Raw genomic sequence first — 17,453 nt, forward strand, 5'->3', positions numbered from 1 at the left:
ACTTTCGCACAGGCATTTTTCGTTACTGTTTCTTATCTCTATTAAAAGGAGTTTCGAAATGAAGAAAACTGTCATTGCGACGTTCTGTATCTCTCTGTTTTTTCCGCTATTCGCAAGCGCTACCACCAGCGTGACGCTGGATGGTCATTCATTAACACTGGATGATGCCTGGGCCATTGCTCAGGGGGAAAAACAGGTTGAGATCGCTGCCACTGCGATGGATCGCGTCGATAAAGCCAATAAACTTTTAATGATTGCTGCCGGAAAAGGCGTTCCCGTTTACGGACTGACGGTAGGTGTGGGACTCAATAAAGATAAATCTTTGTTTGATGCGCATGGAAAACTGACTCCGGAGGTTATTCAGGCCTCTCGTGAGTTTAATATCAATGCGCTGCATGCGCATGCGGCGGGCGTTGGTCCAGACATGCCGGATGAACTGGTGCGTCTGGCTATGGTGATTCGCCTGAATACGATGTTAACGGGAAATACTGGTGCCCAACCGCAGGTTGCCAAAATGTATCAGCAGTTTCTCAATAAGCACATTACCCCCGTCGTGCCCTCACAGGGCTCTGTGGGTGAAGCTGATATCACGCTTGCCTCTCATATCGGCGATGTGATGATTGGTGAATGGCGCGTTCGCGTAAAAGGCGTCGAGATGGATTCGGCAAAAGCGCTGAAACAGGCGGGTATTGATAAGCTGGAACCGCTCGGCAAAGATGCGCTGTCGATTCTTTCTTCCAATGCAGTATCAACAGCTTATTCTGCGCAGGCTCTTCTGGAGTCCAGACAGATTATTAACGTCACCCCGGCGGTGTTCGGTTTATCGCTGGAAGCGCTAAATGGCAACGTTGCGCCATTCCTGCACCAGAGTTTAAGCGTTAGACCTTTCCCTGGCATTCAGGATACTGCCGGAACGATTCGAACTGTGCTCACGGGTTCTTATCTCTGGCAACATCAGGATGGACGTCCTTTGCAGGACCCGCTCTCTTTCCGTACGACGGTATTTGTGCTTAATGAAGCGCGTCGCGAATGGAATGAAGCTTGGCAAATGCTGGAAATCCAGATGAACAGCTCGGACGACAACCCCGCGGTAATCGTAAATGCCGATCGTTCGTTGGCGGAAAATAGCCAGGTTGAGCAGTATTTCGTGAGCGCAAAAGGGGCCAATGGCGAAACCCTCAGCGGCGCGATTTTCCCGACCTCTAATTTTGAACCGCTACCTCTGGCGCTGGCGATTCAGAATCTGTCTTTGGCGATGGGACATCTGGCGCATAACAGCGTTCAGCGCACTTTGCATTTATCTGACGATCATTTCACCGGACTGAGTCGTTTCCTCGCTTCCGACACCAATCAGCAGGGACATGCCTTCGGCGCTATTCAGAAGCCACAGGTTGCGTTACTGGCGGATATTCGCGACTTGGTTAACCCAGTATCACTGGATGGGCAACCGATGGCGGGAACGATTGAGGATACCTACACCAACAATCTCCAGGCGTCCAAGCGATTGAGTCAAATCGTGGATGATATGCGCAGCATTTATGGTCTGGAACTGTTGCACGCCAGTCAGGCTGTCGATCTACGGAAACAGAAAAATCCTGACCTGAAGTTGGGTGAGATGACTGGAAAACTCTTTGCCGCCTATCGTGAAAAAGTACCGTTTGTTGTGCAGGATAGGATTTTTACTGACAACATTGCTGATTCATCCGCGTTAGTCGCATCGTTTCCTTCCGGTTCCCTGGTCAGTACGCAAGCAGGGAGCAAATGACGACAATGAAAAAAACCGTTAATGCGTCGCGGCGAGCCTTTTTGACGAAAAGTACCCTCCTGGCGACCGGCGGCGCACTTACGGCGCTGACTGGAAAGGTGATGGCGCAGGATAACTGCGCCCCGGCTTCGTCGGTTCGTTACCATAAAGTCTATGATGTGATCGTTGTCGGAAGCGGCTTTGCCGGACTAGCTGCTGCACTTGAAGCCGCTCAGGCTGGCCGCAGCGTGCTGGTGATTGAAAAGATGCCTGTTTTTGGTGGCAACTCAGCGATTAACGGCGGTGCGGTTGCCGTAGCCGGATCGACTGTGCAGAAAAAAGAAGGGATCGTCGATTCACCAGAGTTGATGTTTAAGGACATGTTGAAAGCTGGACGTGGGCTAAATGATAAAGATCAGTTGAAGATTCTCGTTAACAACACGACCGCTGCATATGAGTTTACCCTACAACACGGCGTAAAATATAAACCGTTCGTACAGCATTTTGGCGGTCACTCTGTCCCTCGTACGTTGCAAACGGTAGAGAGTTCTGGGGCGGGGATCACTCGGCCGCTAAAAGAGTCCGCCATGAAAATGGGCGTTGTTTTTCGCGCCCAATGCAAGCTGGAATCTTTCCTGCAAAATTCGCAAGGACGTGTTATCGGTCTGACGGTACGTGACGGCTATCGTTTCCCGGATGAACAGAGCGGCAAGATAAGGCATTACGGCGCGCGTTACGGCGTGGTGATGTGTTCTGGCGGTTTTTCCAATGATCTGCGTTTTCGTAAAATGCAAAACCCCATGCTGGATGAGCGTGTCGACTCCACCAACCACCCTGGCGCTACATCGGAATGTCTGGTGCAAATGCTACGTATTGGCGCAACGCCAGTGCAGCTTGATCTTATCCAGCTAGGCCCCTGGTCTTCGCCAGACGAACGCGGATTTGGCTACGTTTCGCAGTTCAATACCATCTCAGGTTTTCCTAACGGAATTATGGTTAACCCGCGTTCTGGTCATCGTTTCACAAATGAGCTTGCCGATCGCAAAGAGCGTGAAGAGGGGATTCTGGCGCAGGTGGATGAGAAAGGGGATCCACTTTATCCCATCTGCTTCACCACGCTTGAAGGCGCTAAACTGGCTCAAAGCCTGAAACATGCCTTGCATTATGGTGTCGCCTGGCAGTTTGACTCACTGGATCAGTTGGCGGCGCATTTCGGCATACCTTTCGACACACTGCAAGAAGAAGTGGAGACCTACAATGCGGCCGTTGCGCGCAAAGGCGGCGATCGCATGAAAAAAGATGTGAGTCGTGCGGTTCCGTTAGACAAAGGGCCATTTGTTGCTGTACGCGTGTGGCCTAAAGTGCACTACGTCATGGGGGGGGTGCAGATCAGTATGCGCACAGAGGTACTCAATGCGGCTGATAGCAAACCTATCCCCGGCCTGTACGCTGCCGGAGAAGCGACAGCAGGTTCACATGGTGGAAGTCGTCTGGGGAGTTGCGCCGTTGCGGATTGCCTGGTTTTTGGCCGGATTGCGGGGCTTAGCGTTGCCTCAGCGACTGCTGCGGATGAAGCCTTTGACGTTGAGGGAATTTAATATGGCAAAATTATGGATAGCCATGCTGTTGCTGTGTATTGGTGGTTTTTCCCAGGTCATCGCTGCGACTGACGACGAAGCTGCTTTTCATCAGCAACTGAATGCAATGAACGTCAAGCCTTATCACCATTCATTGGAAGCCACCGGACGCAATACATCATGTCAGTTATGTCACGGTTCCAGCACGCCTGTAGCGGCACCGAATGATAAATCTTGCCTGAGTTGCCACGGTTCGCGCGACCAGATTGCCGGACTAACGCAACCCAATCCGCATGACAATAATGCAGAGCCCAACCCGCATGATTCAATGCATTACGGCAAAGATGTTCCTTGTACCGCTTGTCATAACGAACATAAACCCTCGGTAATTTATTGTAATAATTGCCATCTCTTTAAATATCCGGATATGAAGCCATGAGAGATATCATGCGCGGATTATTAACAAGAGGACTATTCTTTCTGCTGGTGGGATGGATACCCCTGTCGGGATATTGTGCGCCAGTGCCGACAGCGCAACTCAATCAACCTTGTCTGGCATGCCACGCTGATAGCGATATTCAGGGGATCTCGACGGACAAAGTACAGGTGAATTTAGTTGTCTCCGCCGATAAATATCACGACAGCGTGCATGGTGAAGTGCCGTGTATCGCCTGCCATCAGAGCCAACCCGGAAGCGAGGGATTTTCTGTCACCCCGCATGTTCTGAAGCCTGGCGACGACCAAAACTGCGAAAGTTGTCATGGCGTGGTCATGCGCGATACGGTGCATGCCGTACAGCAGAGCGCCCACAGTGAAAAGATAGCCAAAGGACTCTTCTCTTGTACCTCATGCCATAACGCGCACACCATGACGGCGGGAGAGCTAAACCATCCGGGTAAACAACGGGTTGCCGACGACAATTTGATGTGCACGAATTGTCATTCGCGGGCGGGAGTCTTTATGCACCTGTCCGGTGGGAAAAGCTCAACATCTCAGGATATGGCACACTCTGCGCTGCCTTATGCTTCTGAACATCTCAACAGTTTACGCTGCATTGACTGCCATGCCGATGCGGCGGATAGCACTTTGCATCGTATTCTGCCTGCTTCAAAAGCCATCAGCTGTGTACAGTGTCATGGCGACGGAATGCTGCTTACCGCTCGGCGGAAAACGTTTGCGCCTGATGAAAATGCCATGGCAGGTAGCTTGTTAGGGAAAGGGTTATTTGATGATGTATCTCTTAGAGAAAAACTGACGGCGGTGGCGCCTCCTGTTCCCGCAGTTCGTCAGATAGATGGTGTGTTATTTACCGATACCTACATGATTGGTAATAACGGCAGTGGTCAGGCCGATCGCTTCATTGCCTGGGCGCTGAGCGGCTTCGTAGTGTTGCTACTCTGTCATGGTTTGGGGCGGCTAATCATGTCGCGTCGTAAGACAGATATGCCGCTGGAGAAAAGTTATCTCTATACGCTGCCTGTTCGCTGCTGGCACTGGCTGAACGCACTCTGTTTTGCCGCGCTAATTATCAGCGGCTGTGCCTTGCATTGGGTGAGTGCGCGATTCTCGCTGTGGGTTGATGTGCACAATATTGCAGGGATATCGCTGTGTGTTATATGGCTGGGTTTTATCCTGGTTTCGATGTGTGGCAACGGGCACCATTATCAGGTGCGCTGGCAAGGTATTACAGGGCGGCTTATCCGTCAGACCCGCTACTACCTGTATGGTATTTTCCGTGGAGAACCTCACCCGGAGCATGCGTCGCCAGCGGCTAAATTCAATATTCTCCAGCAACTGGGCTATATTGGTGTGATGTTCCTGTTATTGCCGCTGCTCATTGTGACCGGATTACTGATGATGTATCCCGGTTATACGCCAGAAACTCTGTTTGCGTTACCTGGTAAGCAGGTTGTGGCTTGGCTCCATTACGCTTTGGCTGTCGTGATGGTGGCATTTATCATCGTGCATCTCTATTTAAGTAGTACAGGGGATACGCCGGGGGCACTGATTAAAGGTATGCTCGACGGTTTCCATCGCGCCAGAAAGCAAAAATAAAGACTGCTCCCCTTTTCCTGAAGAGAGAAGGGGACGTCAGATTATTTTTCTTTCACCACAATGCCCAGTTTCTTCATTTTGCTGTATAGCGTGTTGCTGTTAACACCAAGTAACTCTGCTGCACCGCCTTTGCCTGATATTTTCCCCTGACTTTGTTGTAACGCCATTTGGATATGTTGGCGCATTGCGTCATCAAGCGGAGGGATGGTTATCGCATTTCTCTCTTTTGGTAGGACAATGTGTAACTCATTGCCTGTGCAACGGAAAAACGCATTTTCTAATAATCCTATCAATTCCGTAATGTTGCCCGGCCAGTGATACTTCAATAATAAGCGTAGTGAATCATCACCCAGTACAGGTAAAGAGGTGCGTCTATACTGGCTTGATAGCTTCCTCAGGTAGTAGGTCAGCAGCAGAGGAATATCATCATAGCGATGCCGCAACGGTGGCAATGTAACGACCTGACAAAGGGTATTTGCATAATATTGGTTTGTCAGATAGTGAGTGGATATATCGTGATTAAGTGTGTTGTTTACCATTGAAAATGGAAGTGTTTGTATGGCAATAATCTGTAGCTGGCAATACTCGCTGTAATTTGAGTGCAGTGCCAGTAAAAATGTTTGCCAACGATCCGGAAAAGAATTTATTTCTTTTATCAGTAAAGATCCCTGATGCAAGATTAGAAATGAAGCCATGTTAGGGGGGGTGTTGAAATCAATAGTTATAGTGCGGTTCAGGACACCATTTTTCATGACGATCAACTGCCCCTGAGGACTAATCAATCCATAATAACCACTGCGCGTTGAACGTTGTTGCTGAAGCTCGGAAGCAAGTGAGTTTTTTCCAACCCCTTTCTCTCCCAGTAATAAAACAGGCAATTCACTGTTTGCCAACCTTTTCAATGAATGGTACAACTGAAAAAGAGGAAGATTATTTTGACTAACGACAAATTTTTCGCTCTCTTCTGCAATAGTTAGTCCGGGAATAGAAGGAGGCGTATTATTTAATAAAAGGTTATGTCGAGAAAGGGCAATAAAGGCCAGTAAGGAGAGTTCTCCCCGTACTGATTCGAATAATTCAGCATGTTGAGGTGTAAAAGCATCAGTCCGGTGGCTAAATATACCCATCGCGCCAAGCCGTAGACCATCCAGGTGCATACGCATCAGGATCAGAGATTTGATATTACGAAAGCAGGTGTTAACGACATATTCAGTCAGCGGACATTGGCTCAGAGTATCGATAACTTGGGTAGAGAAGTTATCTGAGTGATTGAATTGCTTGGCTATAACTTCAGGGATCGGGATGATATCTCGTTTCAGTCGCGCTGTTTTGTGTGTCGCTAATGCTAAAAACTGGATACAGCGAATATCACTTCGATAATAGTTAAAGAAAATACCATCACAAACAATTGAGTCAGGTATCGACTGTAAGCAGGCATGCATGGATTTCTCCAGTTGTGTACTGCTACATAATGCGGTCCTTAGATGTGAAAATGTCCTGTCCATGGTATATCCATTGTTCACGGTAGACAAAATGTCGGAAAAATATTAGATATATTTATTGATTTTATTGCAACAGCAATGCTGGTAACACTATGGCACAATAATGAAGGGGAAAAAACAGACAACAGTGATTTATAGACAGATTTACGCAAATAATAATAAGAAAATAATCCAGATGCATAAGCGCTTACTGGATTATTTAAGAGTAGTCGGCAAGTTTTGTTATCAGGCCTTCACGCGCTGGATGTAGTCACCAAACGCGGTGAGCTGGCCGGTTAGATGGTCCAGCGTACTCTGGTCAATCACTTCACCCGTCTGCGGGTCTACTTTGTTCTGTATCACGCCACCCATAAATTCCGGCTTGTTCATGACCATGGCATCCAGGAAAACCAGGATCTGACGCAGATGATACTGGCAGCGCGCGCCGCCAATCGCCCCCATCGAGCTGGTCTGGATGAGCACCGGTTTGCCTGAAAGCGGCTGATCGGGCAGGCGTGACAGCCAGTCGATGGCGTTCTTCAGACCACCCGGTACCGAATAGTTATATTCCGGCGTAACGATAACCACGCCATCAGCCTGGCGAATTTGCTCAGCCAGCGCGTCGACGCTTGCCGGAAACCCCTCTTCCTGCTGCACGTCAGCATCGTAAAGCGGGATATCACCGATAGACGGTAACGCACTGACTTTCATACCCGCCGGGGCGATTTTCGGCAGCGTACGGGCAACCATACCGTTAAACGAACCTTTGCGCAGGCTTCCCAGTAACGTAACAACATTCAACGTTTCAGACATGGTAACTCCATCAGTTGTGCGTATAAGACGTCGCGGCAGATAATTGCGCGAATCGCATCAGACGACCCGTCGGCGCATTCGCGCGGGTCTGGATATCAGGCAGGCTTTTCCAGCCCTGCTTAACATCAAACTCCCAAAGTTGAAGTTTATCAATGGCTGGCGTAACCGCAACTGACCACACCAGCAGGTCTTCGGCATCGCAAATAGCCTCAATCTGAGCAACACGGGCACATTTCAGACGCCCGGAGACTGGCAGCAATTGCAGTTCATGCGGATCGTTGTTGCGGACGTCACCCGTCAGTTTCAGGACGCTCTGGCGTAAGGTGATCATCTGTGCGCGCGCTTCGTCCGGATCGTTTTGCTTGCTGATCCACAGGCTTTCGTTGCTGGAGAAGGTCGGGACGTCGGCGGTATGGGGGCTAATAAATCCACGGGGGGCGCGCTGGAGTTCCATATCCAGTCCGCATTCCCCTTCGGTTGTCAGCGCAACACCGACCATATTACCGGCATAGGCGATGGAAAAGCTGGGTAGATTTTTATCGCGAAATGCCGGTTTGCCTTTGGCTTTGTATACGATTTCCGGTAACTCGAGCGTGCCATACAGCATAAACATCAGCTCGGCGAGAAGTCCTCGGGATGCCAGAAAACGGGTCTGGCGATGTGTGGGAAGTCTTCGTGCTTCATGATGGCAGGATGACGGAAGGCGCATCGAAATCAAGTGTCCTTCCGTCAGGATCCCTCTGGCAAAATGGGTCGCCATTTTTCTCTCCATGATTAATGGTCGGTGATAATGACGAGAGTAACATTTACTCGGTTTATAGACAGAGTAAATAGCCAAAAAGTACGAATGAATCAGCCTCCCTTACGCGCATTTACATTTCCTGGTACGGATTGGCTGTTTTTGCGTCAGGAGAGGTTGTTTGATGGTCTCCCAGGGAAGAAGGCGAATTGCCATTTGGACAACAGTGAATTCCTGACTGACATGCCGCCCTGAATGAGGCGGCATGTCAGCATGGAGGAACAGCAATTTAACTGAATCGGGGTAACAGGTTGAAGACGTTGCCGAACCAGCAAACAATAACCGCTACGCCGAACAGGATCACGATAGTCGGGATAAAGACACCGCCCCAGACGGTAAACATTTTATTGGGGAACTTCTGGCGGGCTTTCAGGGCCAGTACCGCAGGGATGATCACGGCCCATATCGTTGCGCACAGCCCTGCGCCGCCGATGCCATAGATAAAACCGTTCGGGAAGATTAAGTATAAAAGCGCCGGAGGCAGGAAGGTTAACAAGACGGTTTTAAAACGTCCCACTGCCGAATTGTCGAATTTGAACAGATCCGCAAGATAATCAAATAGCCCCAGAGTCACACCAAAAAAGGAACTGGCGACGGCCAGGTTTGAAAAAACCAGCAGACAAAATTCGATGATTCCGGTTTGCCTGGTGCCGAGAAATGATTTTACTAATGAATCAACATTACCGCCCGACGCAATGATCTCACTGAAGCTTTCCCGTGTAATGTTACCCATGGTGCAATACAACCAGAACAGATAAATCACCAGCGCCAGCAAAGAACCAAAGACAATGCTTTTAATTAATTTATCTTTTCTTTTGCCATAGCAGATGATCAGACTGGGAATGTTTCCGTGAAAGCCAAATGAAGCCAGGCATACCGGTAATGCCATAAAAATATAGGGGAAGTAAGAGACGTTGTTTTGAGCCTGGCCTGCCGTATCCCGCAGTATAGAAAAATCGACCTGGAAGAAGAATGACCCAAAAACGATAATAAAAGAGATGATTTTAATCCCGAGGAACAAGGAGGTAATTCGACTGGCTGCCAGTGAACTGATCCACAACACGCTGGCGACAAAAATGGCAGTACAGATTCCAACAATTCGGGGGTTAACGCGATATCCCATATTCATGGAGATCGTTTCGCTAATGATGGCGCCATTAGCAGAAATATAGGCATACGTGAGAATGTAGAGAACAAAGGCAACGGTAAATCCACTCACAATGTTCCATTTGTTGCCAATAAGATCTTTAGTAATGGTATTAAAACTGGATCCAACGGGGTAATTTAAATTTGCCTCTAATAACAGGAGTCCGGAATGCATCATTGAAAACCAGGCGATTATTAAAATAAACGCCCCCCAAAAAAACCACGCGCCGGACAAATCAACGGGGAGAGCAAACATCCCCCCACCAATCACCGTACCGGCTATGACCATAATCCCCCAAAAGGAGGAGTGTTTAGCATTCGAATTTTCTTCCATGATGCCTCATTAATTATAGTGAACCTATAAGGTTTTAATTATGCAACAATATAAAGGAAGTGGATTTATCGCTGGGGGGTTACATCGTATAACCCCCCTGATGCTTATAATTAAACTTCTTTCAGTTTAGCGGTGAAGTGACGTAATACTTTCGGTTCGTAGGTGAAGGTCAACCCTTTAATATTCATCGCGTTTTCTTTGACGTGTTCAAAGGCTTCAATAATGAAGTCCATATGAGATTGCGTATACGTTGCTCTTGGGATGGTTAGACGCAGAAGCTCGGCCGGGCAAGGTAATTGCTTACCGGTTTTAGGATCTCTGCCTAATAAGAATGAACCAATCTCAACGGCGCGGATACCGGCCACTTTATAGAGTTCGCAAGCGAGAGCCTGAGCCGGGAACTGTTCTGCCGGAATGTGCGGCAATAATTTACCCGCATCGACAAAGGCCGCGTGGCCGCCAGCTTGTTGGCAAGTGACGCCAATCGCCTCGAGGCCATCGACTAAATATTGCACTTGCGCGATACGATAGGCCAGCCAGTCCTGGTTCATACCATCCACCAGACCCACCGCAAGACGCTCCATTGCCCCGCCTTCCAGACCACCGTATGTCGGGAAGCCTTCCTGTACGACGCACAGGGTTCTGCACTCGGTATAGACGTCAAAATAGGTGTCGTCTTTAATGCACAGTAAGCCGCCCATTGGCACCATCGCATCTTTTTTCGCGGACATTGCCAACATATCGGCATATTTGTAAGTCTCGCGGGTAATTTCTTCGATGCTCCAGTCCCGGTATTCTGCTTCGCGTTTCTGGATAAAATACGCATTCTCGGCAAAGCGCGCGGAGTCCATGACTACCGGAATGTCATATTTTTTAGCGATATTATACATGGACTTCAGGTTGGCTAATGAAACCGGTTGCCCGCCTGCAGAGTTACTGGTAATGGTCGCCACAATATACGGAACGTTGTTGGGGCCGACTTCCTGAATGCCGCGCTCTAATCCATCGAGATCGAAATTTCCCTTAAAGTCATAACGAACACCAGTATCAAATGCCTCTTTGATGTACACGTTACGCACGGCGCAGCCGTTGATTTGGCTGTGTCCCTGAGTGGTATCGAAGAAGTAGTTGGAGAAAACCGCCATCTTACTTCTGTCTAACCCTTTTTCCTGCTCACGTTTTTTGATGAGAACCGGAATATAAATTTGTTCTGCACCGCGGCCCTGGTGCGTTGGAATTGTATATTGATAACCAAAAATGTTTTTCACTGCTTCAGATAACGCATAATAGCTACGGCTGCCGCTGTAGGCTTCATCCCCACGTAGCATGGCTGCTTGCATATTCTGTGTCACTGCGCCAGTACCGCTGTCGGTCAGCAGATCAATAAAGACATCTTCACTATCCAGCAGGAAAGGGTTCATCCCGGATTTAATAATTGCGTTATTCCGATGTTCTCTCGTTGTACGTTTTACCGGTTCAATAACACGAATACGGAAGGGTTCTGGTAAATGTTTAAAGTTATCCATGACATAATCCTTTAATTTATTTCACTGTATTGACTCAATACGTCTGCACGCGGGTATAAATATACCCGGCATAATTCATCTCTCATTTATTCCAGTCATGACTGTATTTTCGTTTTAAAAAACGAACAGGCATACGTGGCGTTGCGATATGCAACCACAATGAGAAATTGAGCTATGTTTGAGATGTGCCAAATGAACAGACTACGAATAGCCTATGTTCTGGCAAAATAAAGGCAGGGAAATTTAAGGGTGATGATTGACAATTTTATTGTCAACATTAAACCATTTTGAAATGATGTATGCATGTAAGATAATCATGATTGAGTTATCCTCTGTAGACACAATGCTACATTATGGCAATGAAAATATTTGTCTATGAGAGAATAATTTAACTGTGATAAAAATCACAGTTAAATTAACATTTAATTAATTAAGGATCATTCAAGAAAATACAATATTCCGCTAGCGATTTACCGAACGGGCAATACGTGTATAAGTATGTCTGACGCCACGAATCGCCACGCTGTAGGCCAGTATATTTTCCGGCAACGCCATTCCCATATAGCCAGTATCGCCAATATGATGGAGATCCGCCCCTGCCATTTTACTCATCAGGGCTATCTGGCGAATTGTACTGACGTCTGCGCCCTCCTGAGAGGTGCCGATTGCCGTCATTGCCAGCGCACCGTGCGCGTGTGCACACGCGATCAGCGACTCTACTTTTTGCTGGCTCATACCCGGTACTGTTCCTGGTGCTGGAATAAGCACGATATCTGCGCCCTGTCCGGCAAAGGCGGCGACGTCACTTTCACTGATAATTGCGCTGCCGCTTTCCCGCACAATCCCTGCGCCGTGCATTTTACCGGTGATGATAATGGCCTTGTCGCCAACGGCCTCACGGATCGTTTTCACCGCTTTTCCCAGAGCGAAATTGCTAACGCCGTTGTTGGGATTTCCCGTCAGTACCAGGATCTTCGCTCCCATTTCTACCAGTTTGCGAGCATTCTCTGCGGTTGCGGCACGGCCTGGTTTCATCTTCCAGATGTCATCATGCGCACTGGCAAATTCAGGATCGACGGCCTCAAGGTTGACGCCTATGATGCGTCCGGTCAGGCGCTGCAGTTCATGCAACGTCTGATCCGGTGCAGTACCGGCAGGCATTCCCTGGATTAGCGGTGCTTCGCTATCGAACATGTTGATCAGCAGAATGTCCGCCCCCTGCGACGCGGCAAGTTCGGCATTAGTGACGTTATTGAGCAATGGTTGGGTAATGGCGATGGTTTCACTGACCAGGACGCGGCCTTCACTGGCGCGGATTGCGTACAGCAGCGCCGTTTTGTCCATGCACACGAAATCAGAAGCACTACAGTCAAGTAAACGTTTATGTTCCATAAAAAGAGACCCTCTTATAAAACGATAATGCCCTGAATTAACCGTCAGTTAATTCAGGGCTACGGGATTACTTACCGATACAGAAGCTGGAGAAAATTCTTCCCAGCAGATCGTCGGAGGTAAACTCACCGGTGATCTCACTTAAGCTTTGCTGCGCCAGACGGAGCTCTTCAGCCAGTAGCTCACCGGCCCATGCACCTAACAGTTGGGCCTTGCCCTGCTGGAGATGCTCAGCGGCGTCGGCCAGCGCCTGTAAGTGACGACGACGGGCCAGGAAGCCTCCTTCCATGTTGGTATCAAAACCCATGCTCTGTTTGAGATGGTTGCGCAGTACGTCCACGCCTTCACCGGTGCGCGCCGAAAGACGAACCAGTGAGTGACCATTCACCTCGCTGATGCCCAGCGGTTCGCCGGTGATATCCGCTTTGTTCCGTACCACGGTAATGGGCAGTTTTGACGGTAAACGGGCGATAAAGTCCGGCCAGATGTCAGCCGGGTCAACGGCATCCGTGGTAGTGCCATCGACCATAAACAACACGCGATCCGCTTGCTCAATTTCCTGCCAGGCCCGTTCGATACCGATACGCTCCACTTCGTCGCTGGCCTCACGCAGACCGGCGGTATCGATAATGTGCAGCGGCATACCATCGATATGGATGTGCTCACGCAGCACATCGCGCGTGGTACCGGCGATGTCGGTGACAATGGCCGCCTCACGGCCCGCCAGCGCATTCAGGAGGCTTGATTTACCGGCGTTAGGGCGTCCGGCAATGACCACCTTCATCCCTTCACGCAGCAGGCTGCCCTGACGCGCTTCAGCGCGAACGGCATCGAGATCGGCAATCACGCCATTCAATTGCGCTTCAATTTTGCCATCCGACAGGAAGTCGATCTCTTCATCCGGAAAGTCGATGGCCGCTTCTACGTAGATGCGCAGGTGAGTGAGTGCTTCCACCAGATGGTTTACGCGGGTGGAAAACGCTCCCTGCAATGAGTTCAACGCTGAACGAGCCGCCTGCTCAGAACTGGCATCAATCAGGTCGGCAATCGCTTCGGCCTGGGCTAAGTCGAGTTTATCGTTGAGAAACGCGCGCTCAGAGAACTCGCCGGGGCGGGCAATGCGTAGGCCGGGCAGCGTCAGGATGCGTTTTAACAGCAGGTCGAGAATGACCGGGCCGCCGTGTCCCTGAAGTTCCAGCACATCCTCACCTGTAAACGAGTTCGGGCCGGGAAACCACAGGGCGATCCCCTGGTCCAGCGCGGTACCGTCGGCATCTTTAAACGGCAGATAGTCGGCGTAACGGGGTTTGGGCAGCTTGCCCAGAACAGCTTCGGCCACCTCACGCGCCTTCAGGCCGGAAATGCGCAGAATACCCACACCACCGCGTCCCGGTGGGGTTGCCTGGGCGACGATAGTGTCGTTATGGCTCATGATATGTCTCTTCGTAAATGTAAAAAAGGCGGTCTAATGACCGCCTTCTCTGGCATTAACTTTAACGTGAATACTCGAAATAATTCAAGTTGCAGGAAGGCGGCAAGTTTGTGAGCCCCAGGAGCTTACTGAAGTAAGTGACTGGGGCAAGCAAATGCAGCCAACGCGCCTGCGGCTTGAAGAATGAAGAGTATCAGGACTTTTTCTTCTCGCGGCTATGCAGGCCACGTTTTTCCAGACCACGGTAAATCAGCTGCTGCTGGATGATCGTCACCAGGTTGCTGACGATATAGTACAGCACCAGACCTGACGGGAACCACAAGAAGAACACGGTAAAGATGACCGGCATAAAGGTCATGATCTTCTGCTGCATCGGGTCGGTCACGGTGGTCGGCGACATCTTCTGGATGAAGAACATCGTTACGCCCATCAGGATCGGCAGGATGTAGTACGGGTCCTGTGCAGACAAGTCATGGATCCACAGGGCGAACGGCGCATGACGCAGTTCCACGGAGCCCATCAGCATGTAGTACAACGCCAGGAAGATAGGCATCTGGATGATCAGCGGGAAGCAGCCGCCCAGCGGGTTAACCTTCTCAGCTTTGTACAGGGCCATCATTTCCTGGCTCTGACGCTGTTTGTCATCGCCCAGACGCTCACGCATTGCCTGAATCTTCGGCTGCAGCATACGCATCTTCGCCATGGAGGTATACTGCGCTTTAGTCAGCGGGTACATGATGCCACGAACGATAAAGGTGATGATGATAATGGAGAAGCCCCAGTTACCGACAAAGCTATGGATCCATTTCAGCAGTTTGAACAGCGGCTGAGAGATGAACCACAACCAACCGTAATCCACGGTCAGATCCAGGTGCGGTGCAACGGCCGCCATTTTGTCCTGAATTTCCGGGCCAACCCACAGGGTGCTGGTCATCGCGCCAGACTGACCCGGCTGAACCAGTACCGGCTGAGATTTATAGCCGATAGCGGCAATGCCGTTACCCAGGTTCGCGGTATAGAAGTTGTTGGTACCGTCGTTACGTGGCACCCATGCCGTTGCAAAATACTGTTGCAGCATCGCCACCCAACCGTCTTTCGCATTGACGTTCAGGTTTTCGTTATCCGCGATGGTGTCGAATTTGTATTTTTCATACTTCTCATCTGGCGTGGAATACGCAGCGCCACGGAAAGTATGCAGCGCGAAGTTGCTGCTTCCGGTGTCGCGATGAGACGGTAGATTGATGGATTGCTTCAGCTGACCAAAGGTGGAGATCTCCAGCGGTTTCTCGCTGGCGTTCTGCACGCTGTAGTTAACGTTAACCGCATAGTCGCCACGTTTGAGGACAAACGTTTTGGTAAAGGTGTTACCCGCGGCATCCGTATAGGTCATCGGGATCTGCAGTTCGTTCTGACCATCAGCCAGTACAAAGGCGTCTTTTTCGACGTTGTACAGCGGACGTGGGCCGTTAGCCGGGTTATCCGGGCCGTCACGACCTGTCAGACCGCTCTGAGCCTGATAGATAAACTGCGGCGTGGTTTCCAGCAGTTGGAACGGTTCGCTGGAACCGAGTTCTTTCGGGTAAGCTGGCAGCAGGGCCTGTTCCACATCACCACCACGGGTGTTAATGGTCAGATCAAGCACGTCAGTCTTAACCGTAATCAGTTTCCCCTGGCCACTGGCCGGTACGCCCTGGTCGGCGGCGCTACCCGCTGCGGTGGTCGTTGTCTGCGTGGTCTGTTGGGTCTGAGGTTGCGGATTTTTATCCTGCTCCCAGGCTTGCCAGATCATGAAAGACACGAACAGCAAAGCGATGACTAAAAGATTGCGTTGCGAATCCATCGTTAGTGTTCTCTGGTATCAAATGGTCCGGGCGGGACGGGATCGTCACCACCAGGGTGTAAAGGGTGGCATTTTAATACGCGTTTCACCGTCAACCAACTGCCTTTTATCACTCCAAACCTGCGCAATGCCTCAATTCCGTAGCTTGAACACGTTGGAGTGAAACGGCAATGCGGCCCAAGCAGCGGACTGATCAGGCGTTGATAGACCCGAATAAGGGCTATCAGGACCCGCGAGCCAGGCGACAATGGCGGCGCCATAATTTTTCCAACGCTTCCGAGAGAGCACGGTTATCGAGGTCGGCAACCCCTTTTTTCGCCACCACTACGAAGTCCATTGCTGGCAATTCGTGTTGACGCAGACGAAAGCTTTCACGCGTCAGACGTTTAATCCGATTGCGTTCATGCGCGCGTCGAACGTTTTTCTTGGCGACAGTAAGACCGATACGGGGATGCCCCAGCGAATTCAGGCGGCCGAGGATGGTGATTTGCGGCGTGCCAGCCCGTTGTGGCTGCTGGAAGACGAAAGTGAAATGAGCGGGAGTTAACAAACGTAACTCCCTGGGAAATGCGAGCTTAACCACTCAGGGGTTAGCTTTATTACTTGGAAACGGTCAGACGAGCGCGGCCTTTAGCACGACGACGTGCCAGAACCTGACGACCATTTTTAGTAGCCATACGAGCACGGAAGCCGTGAGAACGGTTGCGCTTCAGTACAGACGGTTGAAAAGTGCGTTTCATGGCGATTTCTACCTAAACTTGAATAAATTCACTGACTTTTGCGTATACCCGAACGAGTTTCGAACGACTAACGCCTCAGCGTGGGTGATTAAAGAGGCCGGATTGTAATAATTGTACACTCCGGAGTCAATTCTCTTTCCTTATTTCCCGCGTATTTCCGCACGTTTTCGCGTGAAAAACAGGCAGCGTTGACACCGTGTTACGGGCATCGCGCGACGGGGGAAAGATTATACGGGCTGATGAACAAAGCGCAAGGATCGCTCGGGATCTTTATGAGATCGTTTTAGCAGTATAGCGTCTTTACTCATTAATTTTTCCAATATGCGGGCGAAATCGTGCAGCACTTCTCCAGGATCGTTTACACTTATCCGGTCCTGTGAAGGCCTGTGGATAAATCGGGAAGAATCTGTGAGAAACAGAAGATCTCTTGCGCAGTTTACGCTATGATCCGCGGTCCCGATCGTTTCAAAGGATCCTGATCGGGTTAAAATTGCAGATAGCAATTCGCACGTCACCCTTTGCATAGGGTCTAGCCGACGTGCGTCAACAATCATGAATGTTTCAGCCTTTGTCA

The 17,453-nt window shown here is 50.0% G+C and carries 16 protein-coding genes; 4 read left to right on the forward strand and 12 right to left on the reverse strand.

What is annotated here, in order from left to right:
• Positions 1-58: 58 nt before the first annotated feature.
• The 4 genes from KI228_RS22190 to phsC are packed head-to-tail and all read left to right on the forward strand — an operon-like array spanning position 59 to position 5,376.
• Positions 59-1,765 carry an HAL/PAL/TAL family ammonia-lyase gene (locus KI228_RS22190; protein ID WP_061069415.1) on the forward strand — a complete coding sequence of 569 codons (1,707 nt, stop codon included), beginning with the start codon at positions 59-61 and terminating at the stop codon, positions 1,763-1,765.
• A gap of 5 nt (positions 1,766-1,770) precedes the next feature.
• Positions 1,771-3,342, forward strand: coding sequence for a flavocytochrome c (locus KI228_RS22195; RefSeq protein WP_043001783.1), 1,572 nt, complete (start codon positions 1,771-1,773; stop codon positions 3,340-3,342).
• Between the two features lies 1 nt (position 3,343).
• On the forward strand, positions 3,344-3,760 hold the full coding sequence (locus KI228_RS22200; RefSeq protein WP_051642285.1) for a cytochrome c3 family protein: 417 nt from the start codon (positions 3,344-3,346) through the stop codon (positions 3,758-3,760).
• Between the two features lie 8 nt (positions 3,761-3,768).
• Positions 3,769-5,376, forward strand: a complete 1,608-nt coding sequence (phsC, locus tag KI228_RS22205) for a thiosulfate reductase cytochrome B subunit (RefSeq protein WP_052517422.1) — start codon at positions 3,769-3,771, stop codon at positions 5,374-5,376.
• A 41-nt stretch (positions 5,377-5,417) separates the two neighbouring features.
• On the opposite strand, the gene KI228_RS22210 is transcribed toward phsC, so the two are convergent.
• The 12 genes from KI228_RS22210 to rpmH all read right to left on the reverse strand — a co-directional run bounded on the left by KI228_RS22210 (position 5,418) and on the right by rpmH (position 16,879).
• Positions 5,418-6,818 carry an AAA-type ATPase lid domain-containing protein gene (locus KI228_RS22210; protein ID WP_061069414.1) on the reverse strand — a complete coding sequence of 467 codons (1,401 nt, stop codon included), beginning with the start codon at positions 6,816-6,818 and terminating at the stop codon, positions 5,418-5,420.
• A 285-nt stretch (positions 6,819-7,103) separates the two neighbouring features.
• Complete coding sequence (locus KI228_RS22215; RefSeq protein ID WP_044268144.1) at positions 7,104-7,670, reverse strand: NADPH-dependent FMN reductase; 567 nt, start codon at positions 7,668-7,670, stop codon at positions 7,104-7,106.
• A 10-nt stretch (positions 7,671-7,680) separates the two neighbouring features.
• Positions 7,681-8,430 carry a 4'-phosphopantetheinyl transferase family protein gene (locus KI228_RS22220; RefSeq protein ID WP_044268139.1) on the reverse strand — a complete coding sequence of 250 codons (750 nt, stop codon included), beginning with the start codon at positions 8,428-8,430 and terminating at the stop codon, positions 7,681-7,683.
• Positions 8,431-8,698: 268 nt separating this feature from the next.
• A complete protein-coding gene (gene tnaB, locus KI228_RS22225) occupies positions 8,699-9,949 on the reverse strand; it encodes a low affinity tryptophan permease TnaB (protein ID WP_042998739.1) in 1,251 nt (416 codons plus the stop codon).
• 110 nt (positions 9,950-10,059) lie between these two features.
• Positions 10,060-11,475 carry a tryptophanase gene (gene tnaA, locus KI228_RS22230; protein WP_054177155.1) on the reverse strand — a complete coding sequence of 472 codons (1,416 nt, stop codon included), beginning with the start codon at positions 11,473-11,475 and terminating at the stop codon, positions 10,060-10,062.
• Positions 11,476-11,718: 243 nt separating this feature from the next.
• On the reverse strand, positions 11,719-11,793 hold the full coding sequence (gene tnaC / locus KI228_RS24655) for a tryptophanase leader peptide (protein ID WP_099433256.1): 75 nt from the start codon (positions 11,791-11,793) through the stop codon (positions 11,719-11,721).
• A 144-nt stretch (positions 11,794-11,937) separates the two neighbouring features.
• Entirely contained in the window at positions 11,938-12,867 is a 930-nt protein-coding gene (locus KI228_RS22240; RefSeq protein WP_061069413.1) for a DUF7916 family protein, read from the reverse strand.
• A 67-nt stretch (positions 12,868-12,934) separates the two neighbouring features.
• Positions 12,935-14,299: a tRNA uridine-5-carboxymethylaminomethyl(34) synthesis GTPase MnmE gene (mnmE, locus tag KI228_RS22245; RefSeq protein ID WP_042998736.1), complete on the reverse strand. Its 1,365-nt coding sequence runs from the start codon at positions 14,297-14,299 to the stop codon at positions 12,935-12,937.
• A gap of 193 nt (positions 14,300-14,492) precedes the next feature.
• On the reverse strand, positions 14,493-16,139 hold the full coding sequence (yidC, locus tag KI228_RS22250) for a membrane protein insertase YidC (protein ID WP_042323526.1): 1,647 nt from the start codon (positions 16,137-16,139) through the stop codon (positions 14,493-14,495).
• Positions 16,140-16,141: 2 nt separating this feature from the next.
• Positions 16,142-16,399, reverse strand: a complete 258-nt coding sequence (gene yidD / locus KI228_RS22255; RefSeq protein WP_001307474.1) for a membrane protein insertion efficiency factor YidD — start codon at positions 16,397-16,399, stop codon at positions 16,142-16,144.
• The gene (gene rnpA, locus KI228_RS22260) at positions 16,363-16,722 is read right to left on the reverse strand and encodes a ribonuclease P protein component (RefSeq protein WP_000239725.1); all 360 of its coding nucleotides are present in this window, start codon (positions 16,720-16,722) and stop codon (positions 16,363-16,365) included. The genes yidD and rnpA overlap by 37 nt, the downstream gene beginning before the upstream one ends.
• A 16-nt stretch (positions 16,723-16,738) precedes the next feature.
• On the reverse strand, positions 16,739-16,879 hold the full coding sequence (rpmH, locus tag KI228_RS22265) for a 50S ribosomal protein L34 (protein WP_000831330.1): 141 nt from the start codon (positions 16,877-16,879) through the stop codon (positions 16,739-16,741).
• Positions 16,880-17,453 lie beyond the last annotated feature (574 nt).

Source organism: Citrobacter amalonaticus (genome assembly GCF_018323885.1).
Lineage (GTDB): Bacteria > Pseudomonadota > Gammaproteobacteria > Enterobacterales > Enterobacteriaceae > Citrobacter_A > Citrobacter_A amalonaticus.

Bases quoted from the DNA above. Each gene is read 5' to 3' on its own strand.
- yidC (WP_042323526.1), bottom strand. From the start codon at position 16,139: ATGGATTCGCAACGCAATCTTTTAGTCATCGCTTTGCTGTTCGTGTCT.
- KI228_RS22200 (WP_051642285.1), top strand. From the start codon at position 3,344: ATGGCAAAATTATGGATAGCCATGCTGTTGCTGTGTATTGGTGGTTTT.
- mnmE (WP_042998736.1), bottom strand. From the start codon at position 14,299: ATGAGCCATAACGACACTATCGTCGCCCAGGCAACCCCACCGGGACGC.
- KI228_RS22215 (WP_044268144.1), bottom strand. From the start codon at position 7,670: ATGTCTGAAACGTTGAATGTTGTTACGTTACTGGGAAGCCTGCGCAAA.
- tnaB (WP_042998739.1), bottom strand. From the start codon at position 9,949: ATGGAAGAAAATTCGAATGCTAAACACTCCTCCTTTTGGGGGATTATG.
- phsC (WP_052517422.1), top strand. From the start codon at position 3,769: ATGCGCGGATTATTAACAAGAGGACTATTCTTTCTGCTGGTGGGATGG.
- KI228_RS22195 (WP_043001783.1), top strand. From the start codon at position 1,771: ATGAAAAAAACCGTTAATGCGTCGCGGCGAGCCTTTTTGACGAAAAGT.
- KI228_RS22210 (WP_061069414.1), bottom strand. From the start codon at position 6,818: ATGCATGCCTGCTTACAGTCGATACCTGACTCAATTGTTTGTGATGGT.
- KI228_RS22220 (WP_044268139.1), bottom strand. From the start codon at position 8,430: ATGGCGACCCATTTTGCCAGAGGGATCCTGACGGAAGGACACTTGATT.
- tnaA (WP_054177155.1), bottom strand. From the start codon at position 11,475: ATGGATAACTTTAAACATTTACCAGAACCCTTCCGTATTCGTGTTATT.
- KI228_RS22190 (WP_061069415.1), top strand. From the start codon at position 59: ATGAAGAAAACTGTCATTGCGACGTTCTGTATCTCTCTGTTTTTTCCG.
- yidD (WP_001307474.1), bottom strand. From the start codon at position 16,399: ATGGCGCCGCCATTGTCGCCTGGCTCGCGGGTCCTGATAGCCCTTATT.
- KI228_RS22240 (WP_061069413.1), bottom strand. From the start codon at position 12,867: ATGGAACATAAACGTTTACTTGACTGTAGTGCTTCTGATTTCGTGTGC.
- rpmH (WP_000831330.1), bottom strand. From the start codon at position 16,879: ATGAAACGCACTTTTCAACCGTCTGTACTGAAGCGCAACCGTTCTCAC.